The 17233-nt window shown below is 65.1% G+C and carries 14 protein-coding genes; 6 read left to right on the top strand and 8 right to left on the bottom strand.

Annotated features, from left to right (window positions below; translation table 11 throughout):
* Nucleotides 1-315: 315 nt before the first annotated feature.
* Nucleotides 316-2223, bottom strand: coding sequence for a BCCT family transporter (locus GTH33_RS07065; RefSeq protein WP_163957810.1), 1908 nt, complete (start codon nucleotides 2221-2223; stop codon nucleotides 316-318).
* 176 nt (nucleotides 2224-2399) lie between these two features.
* Between GTH33_RS07065 and GTH33_RS07060 the strand changes: the two genes are divergently transcribed.
* Complete coding sequence (locus tag GTH33_RS07060) at nucleotides 2400-2621, top strand: ComEA family DNA-binding protein (RefSeq protein WP_163957809.1); 222 nt, start codon at nucleotides 2400-2402, stop codon at nucleotides 2619-2621.
* 8 nt (nucleotides 2622-2629) lie between these two features.
* On the opposite strand, the gene GTH33_RS07055 is transcribed toward GTH33_RS07060, so the two are convergent.
* Nucleotides 2630-2986, bottom strand: a complete 357-nt coding sequence (locus GTH33_RS07055; protein ID WP_163957808.1) for a response regulator — start codon at nucleotides 2984-2986, stop codon at nucleotides 2630-2632.
* A 91-nt stretch (nucleotides 2987-3077) separates the two neighbouring features.
* A complete protein-coding gene (locus GTH33_RS07050) occupies nucleotides 3078-4460 on the bottom strand; it encodes an HWE histidine kinase domain-containing protein (protein ID WP_243848513.1) in 1383 nt (460 codons plus the stop codon).
* Nucleotides 4461-4587: 127 nt separating this feature from the next.
* Here GTH33_RS07050 and GTH33_RS07045 point away from each other — a divergent pair, with 127 nt between their 5' ends.
* A complete protein-coding gene (locus tag GTH33_RS07045) occupies nucleotides 4588-4770 on the top strand; it encodes a hypothetical protein (RefSeq protein WP_163957806.1) in 183 nt (60 codons plus the stop codon).
* A 19-nt stretch (nucleotides 4771-4789) separates the two neighbouring features.
* On the opposite strand, the gene GTH33_RS07040 is transcribed toward GTH33_RS07045, so the two are convergent.
* From GTH33_RS07040 to GTH33_RS07025, 4 genes are all read right to left on the bottom strand, one after another.
* Nucleotides 4790-6430 (bottom strand): histidine kinase famiy protein, encoded by a 1641-nt coding sequence (locus tag GTH33_RS07040; protein ID WP_163957805.1) that lies wholly within the window; start codon nucleotides 6428-6430, stop codon nucleotides 4790-4792.
* 157 nt (nucleotides 6431-6587) lie between these two features.
* The gene (locus GTH33_RS07035; RefSeq protein ID WP_249055030.1) at nucleotides 6588-7967 is read right to left on the bottom strand and encodes a sigma-54-dependent transcriptional regulator; all 1380 of its coding nucleotides are present in this window, start codon (nucleotides 7965-7967) and stop codon (nucleotides 6588-6590) included.
* A complete protein-coding gene (locus GTH33_RS07030) occupies nucleotides 7964-8746 on the bottom strand; it encodes a sensor histidine kinase (RefSeq protein ID WP_163957804.1) in 783 nt (260 codons plus the stop codon). The genes GTH33_RS07035 and GTH33_RS07030 overlap by 4 nt, the downstream gene beginning before the upstream one ends.
* The gene (locus GTH33_RS07025) at nucleotides 8704-9735 is read right to left on the bottom strand and encodes a cache domain-containing protein (RefSeq protein ID WP_163957803.1); all 1032 of its coding nucleotides are present in this window, start codon (nucleotides 9733-9735) and stop codon (nucleotides 8704-8706) included. Before GTH33_RS07025 ends, GTH33_RS07030 begins: the two co-directional genes overlap by 43 nt.
* A 197-nt stretch (nucleotides 9736-9932) precedes the next feature.
* On the opposite strand from GTH33_RS07025, the gene GTH33_RS07020 reads away from it, so the two are divergent.
* The 4 genes from GTH33_RS07020 to GTH33_RS07010 are packed head-to-tail and all read left to right on the top strand — an operon-like array spanning nucleotide 9933 to nucleotide 14640.
* Nucleotides 9933-10487: a cation:dicarboxylate symporter family transporter gene (locus tag GTH33_RS07020; RefSeq protein ID WP_163957802.1), complete on the top strand. Its 555-nt coding sequence runs from the start codon at nucleotides 9933-9935 to the stop codon at nucleotides 10485-10487.
* A gap of 1 nt (nucleotide 10488) precedes the next feature.
* On the top strand, nucleotides 10489-11973 hold the full coding sequence (locus GTH33_RS18140) for a TonB-dependent receptor (RefSeq protein WP_249055028.1): 1485 nt from the start codon (nucleotides 10489-10491) through the stop codon (nucleotides 11971-11973).
* On the top strand, nucleotides 11970-13652 hold the full coding sequence (locus GTH33_RS18135; RefSeq protein ID WP_249055027.1) for a TonB-dependent receptor domain-containing protein: 1683 nt from the start codon (nucleotides 11970-11972) through the stop codon (nucleotides 13650-13652). Before GTH33_RS18140 ends, GTH33_RS18135 begins: the two co-directional genes overlap by 4 nt.
* 10 nt (nucleotides 13653-13662) lie before the next feature.
* Nucleotides 13663-14640 (top strand): SGNH/GDSL hydrolase family protein, encoded by a 978-nt coding sequence (locus GTH33_RS07010; RefSeq protein ID WP_243848512.1) that lies wholly within the window; start codon nucleotides 13663-13665, stop codon nucleotides 14638-14640.
* Between the two features lie 595 nt (nucleotides 14641-15235).
* Here the strand turns inward: GTH33_RS07010 and GTH33_RS07005 are convergent.
* Complete coding sequence (locus tag GTH33_RS07005; protein WP_163957801.1) at nucleotides 15236-17185, bottom strand: S9 family peptidase; 1950 nt, start codon at nucleotides 17183-17185, stop codon at nucleotides 15236-15238.
* Nucleotides 17186-17233: the final 48 nt, after the last annotated feature.

Genomic DNA, 17233 nt, shown 5'->3' with positions numbered 1-17233 from the left:
AAGACTGGGGTCACGTCAAATATACTATCGGCCAACGCCAACACGATTTGACAATTTGGCAGACCAGGTTCGCAATTTTGCGACCTCCTCTTGGTGAAAAATTATCGTGCCTCTAAAGGTCGTGCATTACGTTGTAATTTTTCTGTGATAATCTCACGTACTGGAACTAAACCATAAATTATTCAAAAATTATCTTTACAGGTATTATAGAATATTAGCTACGGGCACTGCAGCGACGCCCGCAGCAGCACGTTCCACCGCCATCGCGGTTCGGCCGCCCGTCGCCAGCCGTTTCGTCGTGCGGCCTCTATGGCCTCAGCGTGGTCGCCAGCGCTCCAGCTGCGTGAGGACATCCGCTGCGATCTGTTCGACGGTAAAGCCCGTCAGGTCGCGCATCCGGCTGTCCTCGTTCGTCTGGGCGGCGAGGAACCACGCCTTGCTGCGGCGCTCTTCGGACGCCTCCAGCGCGGTATAGGCCGCCAGCGGACGGGAACGGGGCGCAAGGCGATAGGTGAACGAGCGTCCGGCCTCCATTCCCAGGGTCAGCACGCATCGTTCCTCGTCGATCTCGACGACGCTTTCCGCCCACCCCTCCTTCTGCAATGCCTCATGGACCGATCGCAGTGCCGGCCCGCCGGTCTGCGCCAGTTCGCGCAGGATTTCGGTACGCCGTGCCGGCACGAGCAACCGCTTCAGCCGCGTCGCCACCGCCGGCGCCGTGTCCGACAGAGTCACGCCGGCAAGGTCCGCGTTGGTCTGCCGCACCAGGCCGACCGCCAGCAACAGCATGATGAAACAGAACGGCAATGCCGCCAGCAGGGTGGCGGCCTGCAGCGCGCCGAGGCCACCGATCACCAGCAGCAAGGTAGCGGTCACCCCGAGCAGCACGCACCAATAGATGCGCTGCCAGCGCGGGGTATCCTCCGCACCACCGGATGCAAGCGTGTCGATCACCAGCGCCCCGGAGTCCGCCGACGTGATGAAGAACACCGCCACAAGGGCGATGGCGAGGGTGGAGGTGATGCTGGCGGCGGGGAGATATTCGAGGAACTTGAACAGCGCGGTCGAAAGATCCGCCTGCACGGCCCGCGCGATACCACCCGCGGCAGAGCCGAGATCGAGCGAGATGGCGGTGTTGCCGAACACGGTCATCCACAGGAACGTGAATGCGGTGGGGACGAACAGCACGCCGATGACGAATTCCCGTATCGTCCGGCCGCGCGAAATGCGCGCGATGAACATGCCGACGAAAGGCGACCACGCAATCCACCATGCCCAGTAGAACAGCGTCCAATCCGCCATCCACGCCCGCGGCTCGTAGGCGTAGAGCGTGAACGTCCGCATGACGAAATGATCGAGGTACAGACCGAAATTCTGCATCAGGGCGCGCAGCAGGAACAGCGTTGGGCCAAGGGCCAGCACGAACAGCATCAACAGCACCGCCATCGCCAGGTTGAGTTCGGACAGCCGGCGTATGCCGCGGTCCGCACCACTCAGCACCGACAGGGTAGCGGCCCCCATGACGAGCACGATGACGACGATCTTGGTCGTGGTGCCGTCCGGCACGCCATATTCATACGCCAGGCCGGCCGTCATTTGCGAAACGCCAAAGCCGAGCGACGTCGACACGCCAAAGACGGTGCCGCACACCGCAAAGATGTCGATCGCATCGCCGATCGGCCCGTTGATGCGCTTGCCCAGAAGCGGAGACAGGCCGGAACGCAGGGTCAGCGGCAGGTCCTTGCGATAGGTGAAATAGCCGAGGCTCAGGCCGACCAGCGCATATATCGCCCAGGCATGGACACCGTAATGATGGAACGTGATGGCCATGGCCTCACGCGCGGCGGTGATCGTGCCGCTCTTCGCCTCGGGCGGCGAAATGTAGTGCTGGACCGGTTCGGCAACCGCGAAATACATCAGCCCGATGCCCATGCCGGCCGCAAACAGCATCGCCAGCCAGGAGACGTACGGAAAGTCGGGCTCGGCATCGTCGGGACCAAGCTTCAGCTTGCCCGCAGGGCCGAAGCCGAGGGCAAGGACGACGACCAGAAACACGGCGACCGAGGAGATATAGAACCACCCGAACGTATCGATCGCCCAGGCTTGCGCAGCCTTGAAGGCATGATCCGCGATGCCCGGCATCGCCAGCGTGCTGACCAGCAGGGCACCGATAATGGCCGACGATCCCCAGAACACCCGCGGGTTTATATGTTTGACTGACATCGCAATGGCCTACCCCATTTCCGGCGGCCTGACGACCTCGGGCGGGGGGTGGCACGGGCGCCCCGTGCAACGCCCCGCCCTGTCAGACCAGCCGTGCCGGGCCACTGCGAACGTCAGCAGACGCCCGCGGAGCCGATCCCGCCGCCGATACGTTTGACCCGGACAAGGGGATGATGATGGATACCGGTCAAGACGAACAGGCACGGCGACTGAACGTCAACAGTGCCACCGCACAGGAATTGGACGCTATTCCCGGCCTACAGGGCCATGGGTTCGAGATCGTGCGCTATCGTGGCGAGCGCGGGCAATTCACCGATCTGCGCCAGCTCGAAGAGGTGCCGGGGCTGGCCGGCAAGATCGATGGCAGCCGGGCGGCGTTGCGCGTCGGCGAATCGTAACGCCGCCGCTAGGGCAGCGGTGCGATGGCGCGGAATGTCGCGACCAGCGTCCGGTCGTCGACCGGCTTGTGCAACACCCGCATCGCCGGCGAATGCGGCTGGAACGTGCGGGGTTCGCCGGTCACGAACATGACCGGCATCTCGCCAAGCGCGGCGACGATGCGCCGGACGGCGTCGGGGCCCCTGCCGCCTGCCTGCAGATTGACGTCCGATATAATGACTTCGGGCGGACGGGCCAATGCCTGGGTGACGGCGTCGTCCTCGGTATCGGCCATGTCCACCGAACGCGCGCCCGCGGCTTCCACCAATTGGGCGATATGATCGGCGATCAACCAATCGTCCTCGATGATGAGCACATGACACATGACTGCGCTTCAATGCTTCAGCGCGAGGTAAGGGTGCGGCGCGGACGGACGCTTTCGCACCGGTTGTGACATATCGGTCACGCAGGCCGTCTTAGATGACGGCCTCGATCTCGAACCGGACGCCGCTTTCGGGATAATGGATTGCTGCGCCGCCGCGCACGTGGCGGCGCAGCACGCGCTCGATCATGCGCGTGCCAAACCCCGTCCGGGCGGGTGGCGACACCGGCGGGCCGTCATGCTCGGCCCAGCAGAAGAACAGGCGACGCTCGCCGTCCTCCCGCTTGATCGACCATTCGATGGAGACCCGGCCGTCCGGTACGGACAACGCACCATATTTGATGGCGTTGGTCGCCAGTTCATGGAGCGCCATCGCGAGCGCCAACGTCACTTCGGGCAACAGCCGGACGGAGGGGCCGTGCGCAGTGAACCGCGCGCCGTCCCGATCCTTGAACGGCAGCAGCGCGCGATCGACGATGTCGCCGATCGTGGCACCCTCGACCTCGTCCTGGATCAGCAATTCGTGCGCGGCACCCAGGCTGGCGATCCTTCCGGACACCGCCGTCGCGGCATCCTCCAGCGACGCGGCATCGCGCAACGTCTGGCTGACCACCGCATTCACCGTGGCGAGCGTGTTCTTGACCCGATGCGTCAGTTCGCGCGCCAGGACAGCGCGATGCTCCTCGGCAACCTTGCGGGCGGATATGTCGGTCGAGAAGCCGGACATCGCCAGCGGCGTGCCGTCTGCACGATGCTGGAGATCGCCCTGCACCGACACCCAGCGCTGCTCGCCGGCCGGGGTCAGGATGCGATATTCGATGTGATAGGGGTCGCCATGCTCGATCGTGCGAAGGACCGCGGCCTGCATCGCCGGACGATCTTCGGGATGAACCGATGCCAGCAATTCGTCATAGGTAAAGGGCTCTGCGGTCGGACGGCCGAAGATGCGCTTGCATCCCGACGACGCGGTCAGAACCTGCTCGGGCAGGTCGAACGTCCAGGTCCCCAGCGCACCTGCCTTTAACGCCAGCCGCAACCGCATGTTGTGCTGCGTCAGGTCGGCGTCCCGCTGCGCGATCTCTGCGGCGAGTGCCTCGCGATCCTGCTCCAGCTTCAGCACCCGATGCCGCTCGATCGTGACATCGATCTGCGAGGCGACGAAGTAGCGAAGCGATCCTCCTTCGCAGAATACCGGCGCGACCATCAGGCGATTCCAGAACGGCGTGCCGTCGCGGCGATGGTTCAACAGGTCGAGTCCGATCGGCTCGCGCCGGGCGATGGCGCTCCTTAGCCGCGCGACATCCGCAGGATCGGTCAGCGGCCCCTGCATGAAGCGACAGTTGCGCCCCAGGACTTCGCCGGCGGCAAATCCGGTCAATTGCTCGAATGCCTGGTTCACGTAGATCAACGGGCAGTCGGGCAGCGTCGGATCGCTGACCACCATCGCGACCGGGGTCATCTTGAAACCGACCTGCATCGGGTCGCATCCATTCAGCCCGCGCGCGTAGGCATCGATCGCCGCCTGAACCTCGGGCGACGGTTCGAAGGGGGGTAGCGGAACAGGGTCTAAAGGCTGCCGGTCCAAAACGGGAACGCTCTAGCCGATGCTCGTCGCGGTCGCAATCTGCCGCGACATCATGACATTACCGCTGATCCGCATGGGCCATGACGCCCGGCCCGTCTGCTCGCCGATCATCCGCCATGCCGCGTCCGCTCGCCTGTCCTTGGGGACGATCTCGCGCGGCGTCGCGGATCGGCCTGCCCGGCATACACCGTCGCGCCGGTAACGGTCGCAGCTGTACATGCTTACCCCCCGTGCGTGCCGATCCCCGTCGGCCCCTCGATCACCTGACGGACCTTCGTCGCCAGTTCGCTGCGCTTGTACGGCTTTTGGATCAGGTCGAACTCGGCACCGCGGGCATCCACGCGCTCGATCGACGATTCCGCATAGCCGGTGGTTAACAACACGCGCATCTTCGGCCGACGCCGCTTCACCTCGCGCGCCAGCATGACGCCGTTCATCCCGCCCGGCATGATAAGGTCGCTGAACAGCAGATCGATATGGCCGGCGCCGTCCAGCAGCGCCAGGGCTTCACCCGCGTTATCGGCGCGCAGCACCGTATAGCCGAATTCCGACAGCACCGTCTCGGCATAGTCGCCGACGTCGATCTGGTCCTCGACCACCAGCACGGTTTCGGTGCCACGCTTGTCGGCCAGCGATCGGGCCGCCGACGGGCCGACCGGATCGGTCTTGGCGTTTTCGCACGGGAACAGCATCCGGACGGTCGTGCCATGCCCCTCCTCGGAATACACCCGCAGCGATCCGCCCGACTGCTTCATGAATCCGTAGACCATCGACAGGCCCAAGCCGGTACCCTTGCCCTGATCCTTCGTCGTGAAGAACGGCTCGGTCACGCGCGCCAGCACTTCGGGCGACATGCCGGTGCCCTCGTCGGTGATCGTCACCGCGACGTAGTTGCCGGCCTCCAGCTCGCCGAAGCCCTTGTCGCCGGCCTCGATCGACCGGTTTCTGATCTCGATGACGATATTGCCGCCGTCCGGCATCGCATCGCGGGCGTTGAGCAGGATGTTGATGATCGCCAGTTCGGCCTGGGTCGGATCGATGCGGGCGTTACAGGTCGTTTGCTGGTGCGCGATTCTTACCTTCACCAGACCGCCCGCGATCCGCTCGATCAGCGGCTGCAATTCGTCGATCATGTCGACGAGGTTGACGACACGGCCCTGCAACTTCTGCCGCCGGGAAAACGCGAGGAGCTGCTGCGTGAGCGTGGCACCCCGCTCCGCCGCCTGGAGGACCGCGTTGATCGATCGCGTCGCCTTTTTCCGGTCGAACTCGCCATCACCCTCGATCTGGCTTTTCAGCACGTCGCCAAAGCCCTGGATGACGGTCAGCAGATTGTTGAAGTCATGGGCGACGCCACCGGTCAGCTGACCGACCGCTTCCATCTTCTGCGCCTGCCGAAGCCCCTCTTCGGCATCGCGCCGCCGGGTGACGTCGAGCTGGGATGCGAAGAAGTAGATGAGGTTGTCATCGGCATCGAACACCGGCGAAATGAACAGCGCATTCCAGAAACCGGCGCCGTTCTTCTTGTAATTGTAGATTTCGACCGTCACCTCGCGACGCTGCTCGATGGCCTGCCGGACTTCCGCGACCGTATCGCGGTCGGTGTCCGGGCCTTGCAACAGGCGGCAATTGGTGCCGATCAATTCCTCGCTGGTGTAGCCGGTCATCCCCATGAAGGCCGGATTGGCGAAGACGATGGGATTGTCGGGCTGATTGGGATCGGTGACGATCATCGGCATGCGCGTCGTTTTGACAGCAGCGAAGAAGATGCTGTTGCTGTCGTCCGTCATGTCGTGATTAGGACCGTTGGTCAGGTGGGGCGGCGGCGCCCCCTTCAGCGTTTCGGGAGTTTGGTCAGCCATGAAGGTCCGGCGCTAGAGAGGAAGGGCTTGCCCCGAAGCGCCGGCCACCCAGCCGTCAATCCCCGCCTCCCCAATTTGTTCCGGTCGTCGCAAGGCCCGGCTGGACGACCCCGGAAGACGGGCAGCCGGACGCATCTCGCCACCCCGTCCACCGCGCTCATCGGTTTGGCCCGGCGGTGAACGTCCCGCCGTCCTGGCGCGCCTGCGACCGGAATACGTCGGGATCGATCCCGTAACGCGTCATCTTGTAATAGAGCGTCTTGCGCGGAATCTTCAGGACGTCCATCGCCCGCGTCACGCTGCCACGGGTCGCCCGCAGGGCGTCGGTGATGACGGTGATCTCGAACTCCGCCACCCGGCTGGCGAGATCCTGCTCGTCCCCGCCGCCCGTCGCGCCATGGAATGCCAGCACCCGCTCGAACGCGTAGTTCCGCAGTTCCCGCACGTTACCGGGCCAATGGTGCATCAGCAGGCGGCTGCGCTCCAGATCCGTCATGGTATAGTCGGCACGCGCGAACTGCGCGCACGCCTGCTCGGCGAAGAAGGCAAACAGGAGCATACGGTCCTGATCCCGCTCGCGCACGGGCGGCAGGCGTAATCGGGTAACCGCCAGACGGTGGTAGAGGTCTTCGCGAAAGCGGCCCGCAGCCGCCGCCTCGGCAAGGTCGATCCGGCTGGTGGCGACGACGCGCAGGTTCACGGCGTCGGCGCGTTCCGCCCCGATCGGTTGGACCTCACGCTCCTCGATCACCCTCAGCAACGCGGTCTGCACCGCCGGTGCGAGCGTGTCGATATCGTCGAGAAGCAGAGTTCCGCCGTTCGCGGTGGCGATCTGCCCGGTGCGGGAGGTTCGCGTGTGCGGCACCGCGTTCGCCGCATGCCCGAACAATTCGATGGCGGCGGTGTCGGGCGGGAGGGCGGCACAGTTCACCGCGATGAACGGACGGGCGCGTCGCGGCCCCAGACGGTGCAGCAGCAGCGCGCCGAGTTCCTTGCCCGTACCGCTCTCGCCCTCGATCAGGACGTCCACGTCCGCCTGTGCGAGCTGGCGGATCGTGGCCTTCACCTCGGCCATCGCATCGCATTGCCCGATCATGGGGCCGTCGCCCTCACTCGCCGCGATCGTGGCCTTCAGCCTGCGGTTCTCGATCAGCAGGCCGCGCCGTTCCAGCGCGCGGTTGATGGCGGCGATCAGGTGATCGGTGGAAAACGGCTTGGTCAGGAAATCGAAGGCCCCGTCGTGAAGGGCGGATACGGCCATCGGCACGTCGCCATGTCCCGTCACCAAAATGACCGGCAGGTCCCCGTCGATTTCGCGGATCGCTCGCAACAGCTGCAGGCCATCCATCCGCGGCATGCGGATGTCCGAAACCACCACACCGTCCAGCCGTGCGGAGATCACCGCCAATGCCTGCTCGGCGCCGGCGAAGGACCGGACCGAGAAGCCGGCGAGTTCGAGCGCCTGCGTGGTGGCCCTGCGCAGGGGTTCGTCATCCTCGACGAACACGACGGTCTGGGCTGTGTCCGATGTCATCATGCTCTTCCCAACGACAGGGTGAATTCGGCGCCCCTGGCCCGGTCCGGGACGAGGATGAGGTCGCCACCGAGTTCGCGGACGATGTCGCGCGCGATCGCCAGTCCCAGTCCGAGCCCGTCCGCCTTCGCAGTGGCGAACGGCGTGAACAGACTATCGTCGAGGGCGGGATCGATGCCGGGGCCATTGTCCGCGACGCTGAGGCGGATGCGGTCCGATCCCGCCGCCTCCACGGCGATGACGACGGTGGGATCGGCCTGCGCGGCGACGGCATCCAGGGCGTTCTGGACAAGGTTCACGAGAACCTGTTCGACGCGGATGCGGTCGGCCGCCACATGCCACCCGCGCTGTTCGTCGGTCAGCCTTGCATCGACGATGCCGCGCGCGCGTTCGCCGATCAGCAGCAGCGTGCCGTCGATGACGGAACCGAGGGACGTCCGGCCGCTCACCCGGACGCGACGCCGCGCGAAGGCGCGCAGCTCGCCGGTGATCGTCCCGATCCTCTCGGTCAGTCCGACGATCGACTGCAGGTTCTGCCTGGCGGCATCCAGCGCATTGCGGTCGATCAGCGTCGTTCCGCTCTCCGCGAACATCCGTATTGTGGCCAGCGGCTGGTTGATCTCATGCGCGACACCGGCGGTGATCTGTCCCAGTGATCCCAGCCGGTTCGCCTGCGCCAGTTCCTCGCGCGCCGAACGATACCGCCGGTCGGCCTCCTCGCGTTCCTGCGACTCCACGATCAGCCGCGCATTCGCGTCGCGCAGCTCGGCCGTCCGCCGCACGACCTCCCCTCCAGCCGCTCTCTCGCCTCCCTCGCAAAGCGGCGTCGCTCCGCCATCCGGATCGCCAGACCGCCGATGATCCCCGCGACGATCAGCGCGGCCATCGCCCAGATGAGGGCGACGGAGCGGGCCGCGGCGAGCGCCGGGGCCAGCGGCGTGAAGTGGATCAGCCGCCCCTCGGCGATCGGCGCACCGATCGCGGCCACGCGGAACGATGGCGGATCCATGCCCGTCGCAAGGGTGGCGTTGCGCCCGTCGATGGTCACCGGTGCGCTCGACGCGCCGGTAAGGCGGTATTGGCGGGTGCGGCGCACGTCCGCCAGGGCATGTTCGTCCAGACGTCGCGTCGGCTTGAACCGCCACTGCGGCACGCTGGTGATGAGTATGACGCCCCGCTGGTCCGTCACGATCGTCGCGCCCGGCGCGCGGGCCCATATCGATTCGAGCCTGTCGAACTCGACCTTGACCACGATCACGCCCAGCGCGCGCGAACCGTCGTCGATGCGCCGGGCCAGATACAGTCCCGGTCGCCCGCTGACGGTCCCCAGCGCGAACAGTTCGGCACCGCCGTGTCTCATCGCGTTGCGGAAATAGGGCCGGAAACCGTAATCCTGGCCGACGAACGTGGTCGGAAACCGCCAGTTGCTGGCAGCGACCGAACGGCCGTTCGCTGCGATCGCATAGATTGCGGCAGCATCGGTTCGTGCCGCCAGAAGCTCGAGTGCGCGGTTCAGACGGGCGGCGGCGTCCGGGTCGTCGTTTCGCAACGCCGCCGACACGTCCGGATATTCGGTCAGCACGAGCGGCAGCAGCCGGAACTTCTGCAACTCGCTGGTCAACAGGCCAAGATGCGTCCGCGCCAGCGATGCCGCGGCACGGTCCGCGACCGCATCCGCACGGCTATCCGACCAGCGGCCGCCGACCGCCGTTGCGGCCGCCGCCAGGCACCCCAGGCCGAGCAAAAGCGACGCCGGACGGGCGATTCTCATATGGGCAGAATGTTGCACACTTTTGCGCCTTCGTTGCCTCGCAATTCGCGCCATCGGCCGCGCCGCATCACCACTCTCCAGAAATAGTCGTTATTTTTCATTGATTTATACGAGAGGATTAGATGTTTGGCACCTCTCGCTCCCGCTCTTAGCATGCACGACGCAGCCTCGTTCACAAGGGGCGCGAGAGGGAGGATATGAAAGTCGCAACCCAGATTCCGGGTGCCTGCGCGAACCGCGATGGTAGGCCAAGGCATTGGTATCGGCATCTCGATGCGCGGGTTGTCGCCGCCATCGTCCTGGCGGCGGTTGTCGGACATGTCTGGCCCGCGACCGATGAGGCGCTGACGCCACCGGGCGGCGGTTTCACCACGCTGGTTATGACGGTCATCACACCGGTGATCGTTCTCACGCTGGTGGACGGGATCGCCGGGCTTCGCGAACGCCGCACGGTCGGGCGGGTCGCGGCCGGGGCCTTCGGTTATGTCGCGTTCTTCTTCACTCGCGCGCTGATCTTCGGCCGCGTCGTCGGGAATGTGGCGCAGCCGGGCGCGGGGATGAACGTCGATCCTGCGACGCTCGATGCGGGCGCGGTCACCGAACATGCGAACGGGGCGCACGAACCGACGACCACCGGCTTCCTCATGGCGGTCAAGCTCGACCTCCCGCTGCCGAACGCAATCTTCAACGAGCGGGGACCGGTGGCCACGGCTGCCGGATCCGCGCCGATAAACACGATACAGGGAGAGTGACATGATCAAGGGATGCACCAGGCACGTCCTGCGCGCCGGTACCGCCGCGATGGCCATCATCGCCGCGCAGTCCGCCAACGCACAGCAGTCGTCGCCCTCGCCGGCGCAGGCCACGCCGACTGCCCCGCAGCAGCAGCCGCTTGCCGATGCCGTGCCGGGAATGGGGAATGCGACGCCGCAGGACGACGCGACGTCGGGCACCGCCGATCGGGCGCCGCAGGCCGATGCGGACATCGTCGTCGTCGGTTCGCAGATCAAGGGGGCGAGCGCGACCGCCGCCCTCCCCGTGTCGGTGATCGACTCCGCCCAGATCGATGCTACCGGCGCCGTCTCGGGCGACGAACTGTTCCGCAGCATTCCGCAGGCGGGCGACGTCACGTTCAACGAAGCCAACAACGCGCAGACCAGCAATGCGGCGCGCGGCGACGTGAACTCCATCAACCTGCGCAACCTCGGCGTCGGCAACACCCTCGTCCTCCTGAACGGCCGACGGCTGGTGCAGCATCCCACCAGCCAGGCCGGCGACGGCAACGTCCCCGTGCTGGGATACAATGCCAACTCGCTGCCCGTCGCCGGTATCGAACGCCTGGAGATCCTGCGCGACGGTGCGGCGGCCATCTACGGCGCGGACGCGGTTGCCGGCGTGGTCAACACCGTCACCAAGACGAACTTCGATGGCGCCTCGCTGGATTACCGCTACGGTTTTGCCGAGGGTACGAGCCGCAAGGAATTGCAGCTGACCGGCACCGCCGGCCGCGACTTCGCCGAAGGCCGGGGCAACCTGTCCGTCTTTCTCGACTATACCCGCCGCACGGCACAGCGCGCGTCGGACCAGCCGTACACCGCGACGGACAATCTGCTGTCGTACTTCGCCGACGATCCGGCGTTCTCCACCAGCCTCGCGCCCGACGGACGCGCGACTCAATCACCCTGGGCGAACCTGGCGGTGGTGGGTGGCCCGGGCATCATCCGGCGCGGGACGACCGCGCTCACCTCGTCGGCCGGCGCCTTCCATACCCAGTCGGCGGCCAATCCGGGTTGCCTCGTCACGATCAATCAGGACGTGTGCTACGGCACGGGAACGCGGGCGACCGCGACGACGCTGCGCAGCGAACGCTACGACACGCGCACCGGCACGACCGTCACGCCGTCGTTCAACCGGTACAACACGTTCCTGACCGGTCACTACGACGTTTCCGATCGCCTGACCCTTTACACCGAACTCGGCTATTACCGCGCAGAAACCCGCCGGTTGCAGCCTGCGACGATCAACCTCAACGCCATCGTCATCCCCTCCACCAACTACTGGAATCCGTTCGGGCCGACGCGCTTTGCGGATGGGTCGCTCAATCCGAACCGCATTCCGGGTCTCACCAACGTGCCCGCCGCCGGCCTGCCCGTTCGGCTGTCGACCTACCGCTTCGTCGACGCCGGGCTGCAGCGGGTGAACGTCACCAACACGCAGGCACGGTTCCTCGGGGGGTGAAGGGCAAGATCGGCAGCTTCGACTTCGATTCCGCCCTTCTGTATTCCGTGGCGGAGGCGACGGACACGTCCGATGCGATCAACATGACGGCGCTGCAACGCAGTCTCGCGCTCTCCACGCCCGACGCCTATAATCCGTTTTCCGGTGGCTGTTCCGCGACGCCGTCGATCGGCGACTGTTCGCCGGCAAGCCAGTCCACCATCGACGCCATCCGCTTCCGGCTGAAGCGGAAGGACCGCACCACGCTGACGCTGGGCGACTTCAAGCTCAGCAACGCCAACCTCATCGCGCTGCCGGCGGGTGGCCTCGGCATCGCACTGGGCGTCGAGGCCCGGCATGAATCGCAGGAGGATATCCGCGATCCCAACCTGAACGGCAGCATCACCTTCACCGATGCGGTCACCGGGGACCGGAACATCTCCAACGTCGCCGCGGTCAGCCCGACGCCGAGCACCAAGGGAAGCCGCAATGTCTTCTCGGCGTTCGGCGAACTCGCCATACCGGTCGTGTCGCCGGAAATGGGCATCCCCCTCGTCCGCCGCATCGATGTGCAGCTTGCCGGCAGGTACGAACATTACAGTGACTTCGGCGATGTCGCGAAGCCGAAGATCGCGGCTGCATGGGACCTAGTGAACGGTGTCCGGCTGCGCGGCAGCTACTCCAAGGGCTTCCGCGCGCCCAACCTCGAACAGGTCAATACCGTCCAATATTCCCGCCTCGGCTCGAACACCGATTATTATCGCTGCGAAGCCGACCTGCGCGCCGGCCGCATCGCGACCTATTCGGCCTGCGCCAGGGGTATCAGCTATTCGATCTTCGTCAGCGGCAACCAAGATCTGAAGCCCGAGAACAGCACCAGCTATTCGTTGGGTACGGTGCTCGAACCCAAGTTTCTGCCGCGCAGGTTCGGCAAGCTGACGCTGACCGCCGACTTCTGGTCGATCAAGCAGGTCGGCATCGTCGGCCAGTTCGGCCCGCAGAACGCGTTGGTGCTGGACTATCTCCTGCGCCTTCAGGGGTCGAGCAACCCGAATGTCGTGCGCGCGGCGGCGACGGCCGATGACACGCCGCTGTTCACCGGGACGGGCCTCGCCCCGGCCGGCGCTGTCACCCAGATCAACGACCAGTTCACGAACCTGCTGCCGCAGACCGTGCAGGGTGTCGATCTTGCGCTCATCTACAACGTGCGCACGCCGATCGGGAAGTTCGACTTCAACGTCAACGGCGCCCGCCTGACCAAGTTCAGCCGCGACACCCCGCCCGGCGTCCAGGCGCTGTTCGACGCGCGCGCGGCCGGCCAGATCAACGCCGCCACCCCGCTCACCGACGCCACCAACCTGATCAAGGATCGCGGACGGCCGAAATGGCGTGTCACCGGGTCGCTCACATGGTCGCTTTCGCAATTCCAGCTAGGCGCATTCGCGAACTACATCAGCCCCGTAAACGACACCAACTTCCTCGATACTCAAGGCAACCCGTTCATGGTCGAGGGGACGACGACCTTCAACCTCTATGCACAATACAGGCTGAAGGGCGGTGCCGTGAATGACACACGCTTCCGGGTCGGTGCCAGGAACATCTTCGACAAGCAGCCTCCGATCACCGCTGATGGATACCTTGGCTCGCTGTACGTTCCGTACGGGCGCTACTGGTATTTGAGCATTGGCAAACGCTTTTAAGGACGACAACATGCGCGACCTTTTCATGATGCTCCCGCTCCTGCTGGTCGCTGCTCCAGCAGCTGCACAGGACGCCGTGAAGCCCGCCCCTGCTCGACCCGTGCGCGCGGAGGCACTGACGGCGCCCCCTGCGGCATCGGACCGCCAATACGCACCCGCCGCTGGACAGCCGGTGCGTACGATCCTGTTCGTAGGAAACAGCTTCACCCAGGGTGCGCATTCCGGCGTGCGCAACTGGCACCCGGAGTATGTCACCGACCTGAATGGCGCAGGCTATGGGGGTGTCCCGTCGCTGTTCGCTGCCCTGGCGAAGCAGAAGGGCCTCAACTACGCGGTCAGTCTCGAAACGCAGGGTGGCAAGACTTTGGGCTTTCACTACGCGCAGAGGCGCCAGCTATTCGATCGGGCTTGGGACGTGGTCGTGTTACAGGAACTAAGTACGCTTAGTCGTGAACAACCCGGCGATCCGATCGACTATATCCGTGACGTCGGCAGGCTGACGAAATTGTTCAGATCGCGTAATCCCGACGTCCAGATCCAGCTTATGTCGACGTGGACGCGGGCTGACGAGACGTACCTAGCTACAGGGCACTGGTACGGAAAGCCGGTGAGCGCGATGGCTGTCGACCTGCGCGCCGCGGCGGATACCGCCAAGGCGCGCACGCCAGGGGTCACGGGCATCCTACCGGTCGGGGAAGCGTGGAACCGGGCTATGAACGCCGGCGTGGCGGATCCGAACCCGTACGATGGCCGCACCTACGGGCAGATGGATTTATGGACGTACGACCATTATCATGCGAGCGTTCACGGCTATTATCTGGAGGCACTGATAGTCTTTGGACGCGTCACTGGCATTGACCCGACATCCTTCGGCAAAGACGAAGCCGCTGCGGACAGTATCGGCATCTCTCCCGATGAAGCGGTACAGCTTCAAAAGGTTGCTGCGGATCAAATCACAGCTGAAACATCTCAGGCCCAGCGACGGTGAAGGATGTCCTGTTAGATTAAACAATACAACAACGTCGACGCCGTCTAAGCCGGTAATTCGAGTGAAATCCCGTCTAGTTACAGAAGCGCTCAATTTATTCGAGCACGTCGGCATTTGCGTGTATGCGCGTGCGGTAGATTTTTTTGCCTACCCACTTGGTCTTCAGGGACCCCAAGAAGCTACGTCGTCGCATTGTCCGGCCGTTCCCGTTCGATCCATCGAGCAAGCTACGCCATTGTCGGCCATTCTACGCTAAAATTCTTGCCGTGTACGGGCTGCCTTGGTTCGAGTGGCGCAGCAGGACGTCCGGTTTCCGCGCTCTCAGACCGCAATTATCTGGGTATCGATGACAAGCTGCGTGACCATCCCTGCCCTGTCCATAACCCCCAGCACATGCTGCGGTGTTAGGTTCGAGGGAAGGCGGGATCGCATTTCTCGATCCGCCCGGGACTGTTGCAATAGCTTGGCAGGAATTCGACGATCGCGGGCGATTGTACGCGCGCGTGATGATCGACGCGCACCGGCGGCCGCGGTTCGCCGTACGGGACCGCCGAGCGACATTATCGCTGCGAGCACCTTGCCTCCCCGCGCCCGGTCACCTGGCGCCACCCCTAAGCAGCGTAGTCTTGGAGAAGAGGATGGAGGTGTAGAAGTAGTAGTCTTCGTTCTCCTTCTTGTGGAAGACGTGGCCCTCGTTTTTCGCGAGCAAATGCCAGGCGGTGCCGCCGTTGCCGCGCACCGCCGCGATGATCTGTTCCGCCTCCGAGGCGGGGACGCGCGGATCGTTGCCGCCGGTCGCGATCAGCAGCGGCAGCCGGATCTTGTCGACGCTGGTCAACGGCGAGATCTTCAAGAGCTGCGCCCGCTGCACCGGATCGCGTTCGTCGCCATATTCGACGCGGCGCAGATCGCGGCGATAGCTTTGCGTGTTCTGCAGGAACGTCACGAAGTTGGAGATCGCGACATAGCAGTTCGCGCCCTTCAGCCGCGCCGAATAATGCGTGGCGGTGGCATAGCACATATAGCCGCCATAGGAGACGCCGTTCACCGCGAAACGGGCGGCATCGAGCATCGGATCCTTTTGCAGCGCATCAAGGAACGCGCCGATGTCCCTGACCGAATCCTCGCGCTTGAAGGGGCCGTTGTCGAGATTGACGAACCGCTTGCCGAAGCCCGACGATCCGCGGACGTTGGGGAAGAACACCGCGATGCCGAGTTCGTTGATCAGATAGTTGGTGGCGCCCAGATAGTCGGGCCGCGTCTGGCCTTCGGGTCCGCCGTGGATGTCGACGATCACCGGGCGCTTGCCGGGAAATTTCGCCGGGTCGGGGCGATAGAGGAAGCCCGAGACCGGCTGGCCGTCGAAGCTCTTCACCTCGACCAGGGTCGGTTCGGCGTTGACGTTCGGATCGAGCCCGCCCGTCTCGCTGTGCGTCCAGCGCGTGACGGCGAGCGTCTTCGCATCGACCGAGAACACGTCGCCCGCGACGCGCGCCGAGGACATCGAGAAACCGATCTGGCCCCAGGGCGAGATCTGGATCGCGGGGCCGATGCTCCACGGAATGACGCCCGCAGGAAGGCCGGACACCGCCCGGACCGCACCGGTCGCGGTATCGAGGACGTGGAGGCGGCTGACCCCCGCCTCGTTGGTGGCATAGGCGATGGTGGCGCCATCGGGCGACAGCGCATAGTCGCCGACATCCCATTTCGCCTCACGCGAGACAGGCCTGAATGCGCCGCTCGCGCGATCGAGCGTGCCGAGCCGCAGGAAGTCCGATCCGGCATCGGAGATCACCCAGAGCCGACCGTCAGGCGCGTAATGCGGCGCCTCGTACGAGACCTGCGCCTTGGGGTCGGTCAGCGGCGTCATCCTGCCGCTCGCCAGATCCATCTCGTACAGGTCCGCCTTGTTGATCGACTGTCGGTCGAGCACCAGCGCCTTCGTCCCGTCGGGCGAGAAATCGGCGATGTTCCAGCCCCCGCCCCTGACCTCGGCGACCTTGCGCTCGCTGCCGGGATCGCGCGGGTCGATGACGTAGAGATCGGCGTCGGCACCGTTGCGACGCGTCGACGAATAGCCGACATGGCGCCCGTCGCGGCTCCACGCGCCGAACCAGTTGCGGCTCTTGCCGTCGGTCAGCAGCTGCAGCCGCCCCGCGGACAGGCGATAGAGCTGGTAGAATTCGCCGCCGCCGACATCCTTCTGCACCAGCGTCACGTCGCCTTTGCCCGGCGACACCGAGCCGGTGAGGATCGGTTCGCCCTCGAAACTGACCTGTTGGCGGGCGGCGTCGGGCACGGCGACGGTGTGGAGCTGGTCGGTGTTGCCGAACCGCGTCTTGATCAGCATGCCACGTGTCGCCTCGTTCCAGCCGAGGAACGCGGCCTTGCGCGTCTGGAGATAGGGCTGCGTCGCGGCGGCGAGCGCATCGGGGATGGCCGGCACGCCGTCCGCGACGATCGCCGCGGGTTTCGGCACGTCGGCAAGAGCGGGGGCGAGCGGGGTCGCGATGGCGGCAAGCAGCAGCGCACGGTGGAAGGTCATGCGGACATCTCCGGCATTGGGAAGAACGAGAGGACGACGCCGACCGGC

It is taken from the genome of Sphingomonas insulae (assembly GCF_010450875.1).
Classification (GTDB): domain Bacteria; phylum Pseudomonadota; class Alphaproteobacteria; order Sphingomonadales; family Sphingomonadaceae; genus Sphingomonas; species Sphingomonas insulae.
The sequence above is the reverse complement of the archived record's forward strand: the minus strand, read 5'-3'. Positions and strand labels throughout refer to the sequence as shown.

Coding starts and splice junctions, on each gene's coding strand:
- GTH33_RS07040 (WP_163957805.1), bottom strand. CDS start 6,430: ATGGCTGACCAAACTCCCGAAACGCTGAAGGGGGCGCCGCCGCCCCAC.
- GTH33_RS07020 (WP_163957802.1), top strand. CDS start 9,933: ATGAAAGTCGCAACCCAGATTCCGGGTGCCTGCGCGAACCGCGATGGT.
- GTH33_RS07005 (WP_163957801.1), bottom strand. CDS start 17,185: ATGACCTTCCACCGTGCGCTGCTGCTTGCCGCCATCGCGACCCCGCTC.
- GTH33_RS07025 (WP_163957803.1), bottom strand. CDS start 9,735: ATGAGAATCGCCCGTCCGGCGTCGCTTTTGCTCGGCCTGGGGTGCCTG.
- GTH33_RS07065 (WP_163957810.1), bottom strand. CDS start 2,223: ATGTCAGTCAAACATATAAACCCGCGGGTGTTCTGGGGATCGTCGGCC.
- GTH33_RS07060 (WP_163957809.1), top strand. CDS start 2,400: ATGGATACCGGTCAAGACGAACAGGCACGGCGACTGAACGTCAACAGT.
- GTH33_RS07010 (WP_243848512.1), top strand. CDS start 13,663: ATGCGCGACCTTTTCATGATGCTCCCGCTCCTGCTGGTCGCTGCTCCA.
- GTH33_RS07035 (WP_249055030.1), bottom strand. CDS start 7,967: ATGATGACATCGGACACAGCCCAGACCGTCGTGTTCGTCGAGGATGAC.
- GTH33_RS07045 (WP_163957806.1), top strand. CDS start 4,588: ATGCTCGTCGCGGTCGCAATCTGCCGCGACATCATGACATTACCGCTG.
- GTH33_RS18140 (WP_249055028.1), top strand. CDS start 10,489: ATGATCAAGGGATGCACCAGGCACGTCCTGCGCGCCGGTACCGCCGCG.
- GTH33_RS07050 (WP_243848513.1), bottom strand. CDS start 4,460: ATGCAGGTCGGTTTCAAGATGACCCCGGTCGCGATGGTGGTCAGCGAT.
- GTH33_RS07055 (WP_163957808.1), bottom strand. CDS start 2,986: ATGTGTCATGTGCTCATCATCGAGGACGATTGGTTGATCGCCGATCAT.